Source organism: Bartonella sp. ML70XJBT.G (assembly GCF_028618575.1).
Lineage (GTDB): Bacteria > Pseudomonadota > Alphaproteobacteria > Rhizobiales > Rhizobiaceae > Bartonella.
This window is the reverse complement of the sequence record NZ_JAQITA010000001.1, coordinates 139,626-152,319: the sequence shown is the minus strand read 5'-3', so window position 1 is coordinate 152,319 and position 12,694 is coordinate 139,626. Positions and strand designations below refer to the sequence as shown.

The 12,694-nt window shown below is 40.7% G+C and carries 11 protein-coding genes and 1 pseudogene; 1 reads left to right on the top strand and 11 read right to left on the bottom strand.

The annotated features are described in order from the left end of the window. Nucleotides 1-45 precede the first annotated feature (45 nt). The 4 genes and pseudogenes from rpsP to PVV64_RS00575 all read right to left on the bottom strand — a co-directional run bounded on the left by rpsP (nucleotide 46) and on the right by PVV64_RS00575 (nucleotide 3,222). Nucleotides 46-408, bottom strand: a complete 363-nt coding sequence (gene rpsP, locus PVV64_RS00590; RefSeq protein ID WP_273759148.1) for a 30S ribosomal protein S16 — start codon at nucleotides 406-408, stop codon at nucleotides 46-48. 16 nt (nucleotides 409-424) lie between these two features. Continuing rightward, nucleotides 425-753 (bottom strand): annotated as a pseudogene (locus tag PVV64_RS00585) (chorismate mutase). Between the two features lie 24 nt (nucleotides 754-777). Beyond that, nucleotides 778-2,346, bottom strand: coding sequence for a signal recognition particle protein (ffh, locus tag PVV64_RS00580; protein ID WP_273759146.1), 1,569 nt, complete (start codon nucleotides 2,344-2,346; stop codon nucleotides 778-780). A 234-nt stretch (nucleotides 2,347-2,580) separates the two neighbouring features. Next, complete coding sequence (locus PVV64_RS00575; RefSeq protein ID WP_273759145.1) at nucleotides 2,581-3,222, bottom strand: carbonic anhydrase; 642 nt, start codon at nucleotides 3,220-3,222, stop codon at nucleotides 2,581-2,583. A gap of 258 nt (nucleotides 3,223-3,480) precedes the next feature. Here PVV64_RS00575 and PVV64_RS00570 point away from each other — a divergent pair, with 258 nt between their 5' ends. Then, nucleotides 3,481-8,190: an NAD-glutamate dehydrogenase gene (locus tag PVV64_RS00570; RefSeq protein WP_273759144.1), complete on the top strand. Its 4,710-nt coding sequence runs from the start codon at nucleotides 3,481-3,483 to the stop codon at nucleotides 8,188-8,190. 40 nt (nucleotides 8,191-8,230) lie between these two features. Here PVV64_RS00570 and PVV64_RS00565 read toward each other — a convergent pair whose 3' ends face one another. From PVV64_RS00565 to PVV64_RS00535, 7 genes are all read right to left on the bottom strand, one after another. After that, nucleotides 8,231-8,404 carry a hypothetical protein gene (locus PVV64_RS00565; RefSeq protein WP_273759143.1) on the bottom strand — a complete coding sequence of 58 codons (174 nt, stop codon included), beginning with the start codon at nucleotides 8,402-8,404 and terminating at the stop codon, nucleotides 8,231-8,233. Between the two features lie 5 nt (nucleotides 8,405-8,409). Continuing rightward, entirely contained in the window at nucleotides 8,410-8,583 is a 174-nt protein-coding gene (locus tag PVV64_RS00560; protein ID WP_273759142.1) for a hypothetical protein, read from the bottom strand. A 139-nt stretch (nucleotides 8,584-8,722) separates the two neighbouring features. Beyond that, complete coding sequence (locus tag PVV64_RS00555) at nucleotides 8,723-8,848, bottom strand: hypothetical protein (protein WP_273759280.1); 126 nt, start codon at nucleotides 8,846-8,848, stop codon at nucleotides 8,723-8,725. Between the two features lie 53 nt (nucleotides 8,849-8,901). Next, nucleotides 8,902-9,027 (bottom strand): hypothetical protein, encoded by a 126-nt coding sequence (locus PVV64_RS00550; RefSeq protein WP_273759280.1) that lies wholly within the window; start codon nucleotides 9,025-9,027, stop codon nucleotides 8,902-8,904. 53 nt (nucleotides 9,028-9,080) lie between these two features. Further along, nucleotides 9,081-10,067 (bottom strand): DUF2125 domain-containing protein, encoded by a 987-nt coding sequence (locus PVV64_RS00545; RefSeq protein WP_273759141.1) that lies wholly within the window; start codon nucleotides 10,065-10,067, stop codon nucleotides 9,081-9,083. A gap of 211 nt (nucleotides 10,068-10,278) precedes the next feature. Beyond that, complete coding sequence (locus tag PVV64_RS00540) at nucleotides 10,279-11,031, bottom strand: glutamine amidotransferase (protein ID WP_273759140.1); 753 nt, start codon at nucleotides 11,029-11,031, stop codon at nucleotides 10,279-10,281. 95 nt (nucleotides 11,032-11,126) lie between these two features. Beyond that, the gene (locus PVV64_RS00535; protein WP_273759139.1) at nucleotides 11,127-12,689 is read right to left on the bottom strand and encodes a heme biosynthesis protein HemY; all 1,563 of its coding nucleotides are present in this window, start codon (nucleotides 12,687-12,689) and stop codon (nucleotides 11,127-11,129) included. Nucleotides 12,690-12,694: the final 5 nt, after the last annotated feature.

The following is a 12,694-nucleotide window of genomic DNA, read 5'->3' as shown; positions in this document are numbered from 1 at the left end:
AAATCTTTTAAAGGCAGAGTTGCTTATTTTTAATAGCCTTACTTCTTATGCTTCTGCTTCAGCTGCCGCTGCCTCTTCAGCAGCTTGCTTTGCAGCAGCTATGCGTTCTTGTGCTTTTTTACCCGGTTCACCCTTTTGTGGATTATGACGAGTTGGGCGCCTTTTCAAGCCAGCCGCATCCAAAAAGCGTAACACGCGATCCGTTGGCTGAGCGCCTTGACCAAGCCAATATTGGATACGTTCTTCATCAAGTTTCACACGCGGTCCATCTTTCGGCAACATTGGGTCCCATGCACCAACACGTTCAATAAAACGTCCATCGCGCGGACTCCGTACATCCGCAACAACGATATGATAGTAAGGACGTTTTTTTGAACCTCCACGGGACAAACGAATTTTTAATGCCATATTTTATCTCCTATTGTCAGCTCTGGCTTTCGTTTAAATTTATTTGCGTTGTTTTTGTTCTTTGGCGATCACCTCATGGTGATGCACAACTTCTTGAATAACAAACTTTAAAAATCTTTCAGCAAAATCGGGATCAAGATGACTCTCTATAGCCAATTGCCGCAATCGTTCTGCTTGACGTTGTTCACGCAGAGGGTCGACTGCGGGCAAATCATAACGGGCTTTTAACTGTCCCACAGCATTCGTACAACGAAACCGCTCTGCCAAAATATGAATCAAAGCTGCATCAAAATTATCAATGGATGCTCGTAAATGCGCTAATTCATCCAATATTTTTTCCTGCATCATATTTCCTTCCCTCTTTGCATCTTACTTTTTCTTGGGATGCTGAGGAAATTTTCCCCTCTCGGCAACGCCACTGGAAAGACCAGGAAATGTAAGCCCATGCCCTGGAAGACCAGGCAAGACCTTCCCTCCATTACCACTTTCAATCTGTTTTTGCAGTGTTGAGAGTTGCTTTGCATCAAATCCTGATAAATCAGGGAGAGTTGCAGAATCACCACTCACAGTTCCCATACCACCAAGCCCCATCTTAGAACCAAGCCCACTCAACATTTTTCCCATCAAACCACCTTTGCCTTTACCCCCTATGGCTTTGACCATATCGGCCATTTGTCGATGCATTTTTAAAAGCTTATTAATATCAGCAGCGCTTGTACCAGAACCTTTAGCAATGCGTTGTTTACGGCTATGTTTTAACAGTTCCGGATTGGCACGCTCTAAGGGAGTCATAGAAGAAATAATAGCCAATTGACGATTAAACAAACGATCATCAAGTCCCGCAGCAGCGATCTGATCTTTGACCTTACCCAAACCTGGCAACATTCCCATAATGCCGCCCATTCCCCCAAGTTTTTTCATTTTCTGCAATTGTTCTGCCAAATCATTGAGATCAAATTTTCCAGCTTGCATTTTTTTTGCAAAAGCGGCAGCTTTCTCATGATCCATTGTTTCAGCAGCTTTTTCAACCAAAGAAACAATATCGCCCATTCCAAGAATACGGTCAGCAATACGACGCGGATGGAACTCTTCCAAAGCATCTATTTTTTCACCGATTCCAATAGCTTTAATCGGCTTTCCTGTCACAGCACGCATAGAAAGAGCCGCACCACCGCGCCCATCGCTATCCATACGCGTTAAGATAATTCCTGTAATTCCCACCCGCTCATCAAAAGAGCGCGCCAAATGAACGGCATCTTGACCGGTCAAACTATCCGCCACCAACATAATTTCATGAGGAAGGGAACAAGCTTTAATTTCAGCCAATTCAAGCATCAAAGCTTCATCAATATGGTTACGACCTGCTGTATCAAGAATCAACACATCATAACCACCCAATTTGGCTGCTTGTAGCGCACGTGTTGCAATATCGACGGGAGACTGTCCCGCAATAATAGGCAAACTTGCTAAGTTTGCTTGTTCTCCTAATTGGCGGAGTTGTTCCTGTGCTGCAGGACGGCGTGTATCTAACGACGCCATAAGAACCTTTTTATTATTTTTGTCCGTTAAACGCTTAGCAAGCTTTGCTGTTGTAGTTGTTTTTCCAGAACCTTGCAGACCAATCATCATCATCACAACAGGTGCCGGTGCATTGAGATCACTAAGAACGCCTTCACTTCCAAGCACATTCACCAATTCGTCATGGACAATTTTAACAACCATCTGTCCAGGTTTAATGGATTTAACAATTGCCGCCCCAACAGCTTTTTCCCGAACCCGATCGGTAAAAGAACGCGCAACATCAAGTGCCACATCGGCTTCTAATAAAGCGCGCCGAATTTCGCGCAACGCCGCTGCAACATCCTGATCCGACAACGCCCCACGCCCTGTCAAATGAGACAGTATGGAGCCAAGTCGTTCTTGTAAGGATTCAAACATTCTCTACCTCATTGCTGCATAACAAACCAACCAAAGCGGCATCCGAGAACGCATCGCGCCGTCGGATGTTGACCTCTGAGATCTCTTTATACCCTTCACCTTGGGGTCTCAGTCGGTGGCTCCAAGTTAATCCTGTCACTGAAAGCTCATTCTTTCAAACAATAAAACCTTAGCTTTGTCAAGATTTATCATACAATAGTTTCAAAAGACAGCAAAGGTTATACTTAAATATTGCTAAACCTCAACACGCACAAAATGACCTGTTTCCTGTTCTACACTCCACAATTCACCACTTGAAATATCAAACCACACCCCATGTAATGTTAAAAGTCCTTGATCTTTACGTGCCTTTATCCAAGGAAAAGTTTCTAAATTTTTCAAAGAATGATATATAGATAACTGTTCTAATGCGATCTGCTGTTCTGATGCGGTTAGGGATTTATTATCAAGAACTGTTTGTGCTGCTGATGCTAAAAGGCTTATCCATTGCCCAATAAAATCATTTGACGATAAAGACTTGCACTTTCCTTTAAGAGCAGTGCACACTCCCCCGCAATGGGCATGACCAAAAACGACGATATGCTTAACCTCAAGCAATTGTACGGCATATTCAATCGCGGCTGATGTTGCATGATACTGGTTATCAGGAGAAAAAGGGGGAACCAAATTTGCAACATTGCGCAATGTGAAAATTTCACCTGGCTTAGCATCAAAAATCGTTTCTGGTATTGCCCGCGAATCACAACAAGCAATGACCAAAACTTCAGGTTTCTGTCCTTCAGTTGCCAATTGCTGATAACGCGCTGTTTTATGCGAAAAATGATTTTTTATAAAGGCTTGGTAACCACTTAAAAGTCTCTCAGGTAAACACGTCATGCTCTCTTTACTTTCATTTATTTTGTATATTGTTCAGAACAAACTCTTGATACAATAACACAAAAAAATACTAAAAAAGCCATCTTATCTACGCAAGACGTTTTTTAATAACAGATTATTAATTAAAGTGACAAAACAGTTTATCCTCTCCAATAAATAACTATTCCCTGCAACAAGAAGATGCTACACTAGAGTATTATACAGATCTATTCTTATAAGAAGACAAAGAACATCAAGAGCAAAAAAAGGGAATTCATTGTGTTAAAACAACAAACATCAGAGACAAAAAGTAATCAAAATAAAATAGAACAAATCCTTTTTGCTCATACCGATAAAGAAGATATTATTTGTTACCAAAACGAAGAACTCGAAAAAGCCACAACCACAGCCATTGAGGCTTTTAATCTCCATAAGGCAGGCAAAAGCACTATCTGCTTTGAACAAAATTTGACCCGTAACAGCAAACCTATCACGGTTATCACCCTTGTTAACGATAATAAGCCCTTCCTTCTTGATTCTATTTTAAATGTCTTTAATCAACATAAAAACCACATTTATTTGATTGCACACCCCGTTCTTGATTGTGCTTCTGGGCAACGCATAAGTCTCATGCAAATCCATATTGAGTCCTTAAATAATCAACAAATACAAAAGCTTAAAGATGAACTGACCTTGGTTCTTGAACAGGTTAATGCTGCCGTGCAAGACTGGCAACCTATGCTTGAAGAAGTAAGGAAGCATATCCATGCCTATCAAACAAGTCTCCCATCATACTACACACAAGAAGGTGAAAAAGCCATTGCATTTCTCAATTGGTTAATGGATGATAATTTCATCTTTCTTGGCATGCGCACTTATAACTTTATCAAAGACCAAGAACCCACAAAATCCTTTACAGCCAGAGGTATTGAATTGGGCATTCTTACCGATGCGTCTATTCGTATTATTGGCGATGCACGTGTGGAAGAGCCTCCTCAAGAAATCCTCTCCTTTATGGAAAGTGATAACCTGTTTATTGTCACAAAAGCCAATAGTCGTTCAAAAATTCACCGTTTTGTTTGGCTTGATTATATTGGTCTTAAACTCTTTGATGAAGACAATAAACTGTGTGGAGAATTGCGCATTGTGGGGTTGTTTACCTCCTCTGCTTATACACGCTCTATTTTGCAAATCCCTTTCTTAAAAGAAAAAGCCAAAACAATTATTCAACGCCTTGGACATAACCGTGCTGACTATTCGGGAAAAGCACTTATCAGTGTTTTAGAAACCTATCCAAGAGATGAAATGTTTCGCTCCGATATTGATACACTAACGGAAAATGCCAAACTTATTATGCAACTAGATGAACGCCCGCGTTTGCGGGTGCTTGCCCACACCGATCCTTTTGGGCGCTTTGTCTCTATACTTGTCTATATACCGCGTGACCAATATAGCAGCAATGTTCGTGAAAAAGTTGGCGAATACTTTGTTGAACTTTACAAAGGTGATTTTTTTGAATCCTATCCTCTGTTTTTGGAAAGCACACTGACACGTGTCTATTACGTCATTCACCGCAAGGTCCGTGAAAATGCTCCTCTTATCGAACGCACAACCCTTGAACAACATGTGCGTTCTATCGCACACAGTTGGGAAGAATCTGTTCAAACGATAGCTTTAACCCGCAAAACAACAGAGCAACAAACACGTTTAGCCTGCCAATTTCCCAATAGCTATCGTGACCTCTTTTCTGCTGAAGATGCTATTGAAGATGCCGGCCACATTTTAAGTCTTCATGAGAAAAAACCCCTTTTTGTTACTTTTTATCATACAGACAATAAAGGAAAACGAAACATTTCTCTCCGACTTTTTCACCGCCATCAAGCACTCGCCCTTTCCAAGCGCGTACCCCTTCTTGAAAATATGGGGTTTCGAGTAATTGCTGAACAAACCCTTGAATTACCAGATGGTAACGGACATTCTGTATATCTCCATGATATGCAACTAGAAAGCGCCTTTCAACTGTGTATTGATTTCGACAAAAACGGTCAAAAGCACGCCGAAACATTTGAAGCCATTTGGGCTCAAGATGCTGATAATGATGCCTTTAATGCCTTAACCCAAACAGCTGAACTTGATTGGCGTGAAATTGTTATTTTACGCCATTATGGACGCTATCTCCAACAAGCTGGCATTCCTTATTCACAAGACCGTGTTGCTCAAACTTTAAACGCTTATCCTGACATTACCCAAGATCTTTATGCGCTCTTCCATTTGAAATTTCATCAGAGCCATACAGAAAAAGAACGCAAAGAGAACCAACAGGTTATTCAAAAGCGTATTGAAGAAAAATTACAGAACGTATCGGGTTTAGATGATGATCTTATCTTACGCCGTTATCGTAATCTTATCGATGCGAGTTTACGAACCAATGCCTTTACGCCTCTTAAAAGTGGCAGTCCACGGCGTATTTTAGCCACCAAGTTAGATCCACGCCAAATTGAAGGTTTGCCTGAACCGCGCCCTTATCGCGAAATTTTTGTTTATGGACCAGAAGTTGAAGGGGTTCATTTACGCTTTGGTCCTATTGCTCGAGGTGGAATTCGTTGGTCAGATCGTGCACTCGATTACCGCACTGAAATCCTTAGCTTAGTCAAAGCTCAACAGGTAAAAAATGCCGTTATTGTTCCCGTTGGCGCCAAAGGAGGCTTTTATCCTCACCGCCTTCCCCAAACGAATGATCGTGCTCTCATCATCGAAGCCGCGCGACAAGCTTATATTGACTTTATCACGGCTTTGCTTTCCATCACCGACAATCTGGTAAACGATAAAATAACTCCTCCTCACGACATCATCTGCCATGATGGCCATGACCCTTATTTTGTTGTCGCAGCAGACAAAGGTACAGCAACCTTTTCTGATACAGCAAACGCACTCAGCCAAGAAAGCCACTTCTGGCTCGATGATGCTTTTGCCTCAGGAGGTTCAGCAGGCTACGACCACAAAGAAATTGGGATCACCGCTAAAGGAGCATGGGAAGCAGTCAAAAGACATTTTCGAGAATCCTTTAACCATGATATTCAAACGACACCTTTCACCTGTATTGGGGTTGGTGACATGTCTGGCGATGTTTTTGGCAATGGCATGCTGCTTTCTCAACAAACAAGGCTTATTGCTGCTTTTGATCACCGCGATATCTTTATCGACCCAGATCCAAACATAGCTGAAAGCTATGCGGAACGTATGCGCCTCTTTCAACTTCCTCGTTCCAGTTGGCAAGATTACGACCAAACAAAATTATCAAAGGGCGGTGGAATTTTCTCACGTACCATGAAAACCATTACGCTTTCACCTGAGGCAGCACAAGCTATTGGTTTTGAAAAACAAACAGGAACGCCTTTTGAAATCATTTCTGCGCTTCTTAAAGCCCCTGTTGATCTTTTATGGTTTGGTGGCATTGGCACTTATATCCGCGCGACGACAGAAACCGATGCACAGGTAGGAGATCGTGCCAATGATGGACTACGCATTACCGGTGAACAAGTTCGTGCAAAAGTGATTGGTGAGGGCGCTAATCTTGGCGTTACACAACGTGGTCGCATTGAATATGTCTTAAATGGCGGGCGATGCAATACGGATGCCATTGATAACTCCGCAGGTGTTAATTGTTCAGATGTCGAGGTCAATATCAAAATTGTTCTGGCATCAGCCCTTCGTGCAAAAACCCTTACCCGCGAAGCACGCAATGAACTCTTGAAAAAAATGACTCCACAAGTTGAGCAATTAGTCTTGCGCAACAATTATTTGCAACCTCTTGCTCTTTCTTTAGCTGAAAACCAAAGCATTATGGATTTACCTCATCAAATCCGCTTTATGCATGATTTAGAAGAAAAAAAGCTTCTAGATCGTAGAGTGGAGATCCTCCCTGATGAACAAGTTTTGCGGCAAAGAATAACACAGGGGCAAGGTCTTATCCGTCCAGAACTTGCTGTTCTTTTGGCATATGCTAAATTAACCCTAAAAGAAGAGATCGCCCATAGCCCCATTATTGATGATCGTTATTTTGATAAAATCTTGTTGCACTATTTCCCAACTCAAATTCAGGAAAACTTTGCAAAAGAAATCATTAATCATCAGTTGCGTCGTAATATTATTGCAACACTGCTTGCCAATGATATTGTGAATCGTGGAGGACCTACTTTTGTAAGTCGACTACAAGATGCAACAGAACAAAAGGTTGAAAATATTATTCGCGTTTTCATCACACTGTGCGATGGTTTTGAAATACCGCTACTGTCTGATCAAATTGATAAGCTTGATAATAAAATACCTGGTGTTGTTCAAAATAAATTCTACGCAGCGATTACTTCAATGCTCTTTGAGACAACAAATTGGGGATTGTACAATATGGATCTCTCGACTCCATTAGAAGAACTTGTACAAACAATAAAGCAAGCGCGTACTGTTATTGAAACACGACTTACGCATTCGAATGATAAAGATATCAACAAAAAAACGAAAGAAAAAGCGCTCCATTATAATGAAGAAGGAGCACCAAAAGCTTTAGCAAAACAATTGGCTCTCTTGGAAGCTGCTCCCATCATTTGTGACATTTCTTTAATTGCCAAACAAAATAACAGTGATCTTATTAAAACTGCAGAGATCTATTTCTCACTTGCGCAGATCATTCGTATCAACCGTATTAATGAAGCAAGCAAAACAATTCCTGTACTTGATTATTATGATAGTATGGCCTTAAGCCAAGCGAAAGAAAATATTGCTGAAAGCTTACGGAAAATTGTTATGAAAATTCTGAAAAATTATGGAGCAAAAGACAACCCTTTTGCCACTTGGAATAAAGTAGCAGAAGATCACATTCACAATGTAACAAACCGTATTAGTGCCCTTATTGAAAATGATCTCAACATTTCTCGTTTTACTTTTGCAGCAGGATTGATTGCACAACTCCAAAACACCGGCTTTCAGACTTAACGTGGCGTAAGATGGCAAAATTTGAAAAACCTCATTTGACTCATCCATGACAAACCCGCAAAGGGATAAGAGGGGTGCCATCGGCATTTTTAGGCATAGCGCCCAAAATAAAAAATCGCACTTTGATCTCTGAAGTAGAAGTGAATGTGCGATTTAAAAAAACAGCTTTCAGACTCAAAGCGCTGTAAGATGACCAAGTTTTAAAAAACCTCATTTGACTCATCCATGACAAACTCGCAAAGGGATAAGAGGGGTGCCATCGGCATTTTTAGGCATAGTGCCCAAAATAAAAAATCGCACTTTGATCTCTGAAACAGAGGTGAATGTGCGATTTAAAAAAACAGCGCTCAGACTCAAAGCGGTGTAAGATGACCAAGTTTTAAAAAACCTCATTTGACTCATCCATGACAAACCCGCAAAGGGATAAGAGGGGTGCCATCGGCATTTTTAGGCATAGCGCCCAAAATAAAAAATCGCACTTTGATCTCTGAAGTAGAAGTGAATGTGCGATTTAAAAAAACAGCTTTCAGACTCAAAGCGCTGTAAGACGACCAAGTTTTAAAAAACCTAATTTGACCCAGCCATGATGAACCCGCAAAGGGATAAGAGGGGTGCCATCGGCATTTTTAGGCATAGCGCCCAAAATAAAAAATCGCACTTTGATCTCTGAAGTAGAAGTGAATGTGCGATTTAAAAAAACAGCTTTCAGACTCAAAGCGCTGTAAGACGACCAAGTTTTAAAAAACCTAATTTGACCCAGCCATGATGAACCCGCAAAGGGATAAGAGGGGTGCCATCGGCATTTTTAGGCATAGCGCCCAAAATAAAAAATCGCACTTTGATCTCTGAAGTAGAAGTGAATGTGCGATTTAAAAAAACAGCTTTCAGACTCAAAGCGCTGTAAGACGACCAAGTTTTAAAAAACCTAATTTGACCCAGCCATGATAAACCCGCAAAGGGATAATAGGGTAGCCATCGGCATTTTTAGGCATAGCACCCAAAACAAAAAATAAAGCTTGTAGATTGTTAGCTTGCTCAGGAAACAAGCGCTGCATAGTCGTAAGAAGCTCCATATGCTTCACCAAGACAAGATCAAATTTTGCTGTTAAATATCCTTCATCATCAAAAGAAAAAGGCCCACTGACACGTAATATACCACCTGTATGAAAAACCAATTCACCCTGCTTTAAAAGTCCACTTTTCCCATACAAGCGCTGTTTCCAACTGCCTCCTCCATTTTCAAACACATGAGGTACATCATTGAAAATCCATTTTAAATTGCCATCAATTTTAGGAACATCCCCCAAGTAAGAAGCAAAAAACATGGAAGGATCAAAATCATCAAAAGTAAGATGCCCCGATAAATGATTTTTCTCATCTTTCAAATCAAGTCGTAAAAATTCTGTCGTTATTTTTGGAGACACATTTTCTTGTTCTAAGACAGGCACAATCACATCTGACGAATCTTCTAAAAATACTTGATCACCAACATTTTCCTGTATTCCTTTTTTGTTTTTCGTCTGTGATTCCAATTTTTCTTGAACTTTCTGATCCTCAAGAGATGAAGAAATAGTAGAAATTTCAAGCCCTTCAGCCATCAGTTTAAATGTTTTACCCGTTTTCCAATAAGGTTCTGTTTCAATGATCAAATTGCGCCACTGTGATACAAGTGGAGTCTTTCCAGCAAAAACAATGAATGCAGGAGAATGAACATTAAATTCGACCCAATGGGGAGCATAAATTGGTGCACCAACCGTCAAATCCTCCGTTGATAAGGAAAGCCCGTGCAAAGGCCAAGCAAACTGAAATTGATCACAAGTAACACCAATACGTAACGGATACCCACTCTTGCTGAGATGCTCGCACACAACCGTCATATCATGGACAGAAGCCTTTTCGAGGAGATAGGCTACATAGTTCTCTATTTTACGTGAAAAAAAAACCAGAGCGAGCTATAAGTGAATATCAGCACAAAACAGCATAGCCCACAAAATAAATAGCCTAAAAAAGAACTTTTTCGTATTGATTTCAATGGAGAGAACATAGACAAAATAAAAACTTTCCTTATCCCATAATGATAAAAACTTCTTAACTCTCATGCATATATGACGGATATACAAAGATTTTGTGCAATGCATTTTCAAACCATTTGCTTAAAGCCTGATCATAGATTAAACGACCTTGCAAATGCACAGCAGCAGGTTGAGCTCCTTTTTCCGTTAATTTGTATGCCGAACGCACGACCAAGCGCCGCATCATTGCACGTGTGAATTCAGCATGAAATTGTAGACCCCATGCATTTTCTCCATAACGGAAAGCTTGTGTAGGATATGTATGACCTGTTGCCAAAAGCTCTACCTCTTTAGGTAAATCATAAATCCCTTCATCATGAAAATGATACACCATTTCCGGCCAATTCATCACTGCTTTTCCTTGTAAGGTTGCCTCCAGTGGGTACCATCCCACTTCAACGATGCCATCACTTCTTGTACAAACAGATCCACCCAGATTTCGCGCTAACATTTGTGCTCCAAGACAAATACCTAAAAAAGGTTTATTCTCTTTTAGTGATAAAGAAATCCAATCAATTTCCTCACCAATATAAGCATCCCTGTCATTCACACTCATTGGTCCCCCTAAAATGACGACACCAGCATAATGCTGCAATGTATCGGGGAGCTTCTGTCCAAAAATAGGTTGATAAATATCAAGAACAAAACCACTTTGTTGCAAAAATTTTCCCAAACGACCCGTATATGTAGACCGACGATGAATAACGACCGCGATCCTTGGTTTGCTCTTTCCTTGCTTCTTACCAACACACCTTTGACCTAAAAACATTTTTTAACCAATCACTTCTACAAACCAAGTAAAATTTCATTTTTTAAACACATAAGAACAATTTTTGCGAACGATATTCACTATAACTCTACTTTTTAAAATAAACGAAACTTTTTTCTTGATAAAGATGTCCCCTCTTCTTCTGTTTTTACCCCCGGATCATCAACATTTAAATGGGTTTGATTAAATGTTTTGACATCTTGCTCTTTTATATCTTGTTTCTCTACCTGTACATTATGCAACAAAGAATCCTCTCGCGCAGGTAATTTTTCAAGCGTCTCTTCTTCAACACGAGCTCTTTCGCCTACAATATCTTCTCTATCTTGTTTTTTAGGCATAATATTGGCAGCCTCTAATGTGAAGGGAGTCATACGGGGGGGTGCTTTCCATTCAAAACAGCCCAAACGCCCAGTTATGGGAGAAACCACTGACCAAGAGGAAAAAATAGTGCCATCACACATCCACACCGGATCACGTTCAGCACGAAGTGCTAAAGAAAGCCATTGACGCACTGCAGCCTGATTATTCCCCTGTGCTTCTTCAATATCCGCTAACAATAAATAAACACTTTCCCGCTGATGATACTGGAGCGCTTTTTGTGCCTGTTGTCTTGCCAATACTGTTTCACCAGCATCCAAAGCAGCTTTAGCAATAAGAAAAGCCGCTTCAAATGTGTCTTTATGATAAGAAGCGAGTGTCTGAGCTTTTTTTAATCGTCCAACGGCTCCTTCTTCTCTTTCAAGATAAAGCGCACTCAAATCAGGATGAGGTTCTTTCTGCCAAGCCGTTATAATCATCTTATCGGCTTTACGCGTTTCATTGAGCTTATAAAGAATATCAGCAGCAATAACTGTTATGGGAACAAAATCAGGTTCCAATTTATGTGCTTTCAAAATAGCGGTACGTGCTTGTACTGGATGTATGTCAAACAGATGAAGCGCCTGCCCACAAAGCAACAAAGCCTGTATATGTTGACGCTCGGTAGTCAAACGGATTGCACGCGGTAAAGCTTTTTGCGCGCCTTCAAAAATAGTAAGAGCTTTGTCCCATTGTCCACTTGTACTAAGCTGATCAAGCACCGTTTGATGTGCCCATAAAAGTGCTGGTGATAAAGCCAACGCCTCTTGTGCATATTGTTGTGCTGCTTCATAAGCTTTATTCTTTATGGCTTCGCGAAACAAACCGTAAAGCCCTGCTAGTTTTGTTGGAGTTTCTTTTCTCATTTCCTCATAAAGAGGAATGGCGTCGGCAGAATTATTTTGCAACGACAAAGTTTGCGCTTGTAAAAGTTTTACTAACGGCTCATCTTTACCGGCAAGATATTTGTTAACGCGAGCTTCCATTTGTTGCGCTAACACACCATCGCCTGAAAAAACTGCCAAAATCCCTTGTGAAAGAGCTTCATAACCACGCTTTTTATGGCGTTTATAGAAGTAATTGGAAACAGCATTGGGGACAGAAAAAAGGAAAGAAAAAAACCACCATACAAGCGCTAAAATTCCAAAAAACAAAATAAGCACGCTTAGTACTGTAAGTAATGAAGCAGAGAAGCGAAAATGCAAAAATGTGAGGACCACAACACCATTGTGATTAGCAACCCACCCGAACACGAGACCAAGCGCACATACAACAAAACTATAAACAAAAATACGTATCATTTGAG

What these genes read in the sequence shown, in the direction of transcription:
- rpsP (WP_273759148.1), bottom strand. Translation starts at nt 408, where the DNA reads ATGGCATTAAAAATTCGTTTGTCCCGTGGAGGTTCAAAAAAACGTCCT.
- ffh (WP_273759146.1), bottom strand. Translation starts at nt 2,346, where the DNA reads ATGTTTGAATCCTTACAAGAACGACTTGGCTCCATACTGTCTCATTTG.
- PVV64_RS00575 (WP_273759145.1), bottom strand. Translation starts at nt 3,222, where the DNA reads ATGACGTGTTTACCTGAGAGACTTTTAAGTGGTTACCAAGCCTTTATA.
- PVV64_RS00565 (WP_273759143.1), bottom strand. Translation starts at nt 8,404, where the DNA reads ATGAGGTTTTTTAAAACTTGGTCATCTTACAGCGCTTTGAGTCTGAAA.
- PVV64_RS00560 (WP_273759142.1), bottom strand. Translation starts at nt 8,583, where the DNA reads ATGAGGTTTTTTAAAACTTGGTCATCTTACACCGCTTTGAGTCTGAGC.
- PVV64_RS00545 (WP_273759141.1), bottom strand. Translation starts at nt 10,067, where the DNA reads ATGACGGTTGTGTGCGAGCATCTCAGCAAGAGTGGGTATCCGTTACGT.
- PVV64_RS00540 (WP_273759140.1), bottom strand. Translation starts at nt 11,031, where the DNA reads ATGTTTTTAGGTCAAAGGTGTGTTGGTAAGAAGCAAGGAAAGAGCAAA.
- PVV64_RS00535 (WP_273759139.1), bottom strand. Translation starts at nt 12,689, where the DNA reads ATGATACGTATTTTTGTTTATAGTTTTGTTGTATGTGCGCTTGGTCTC.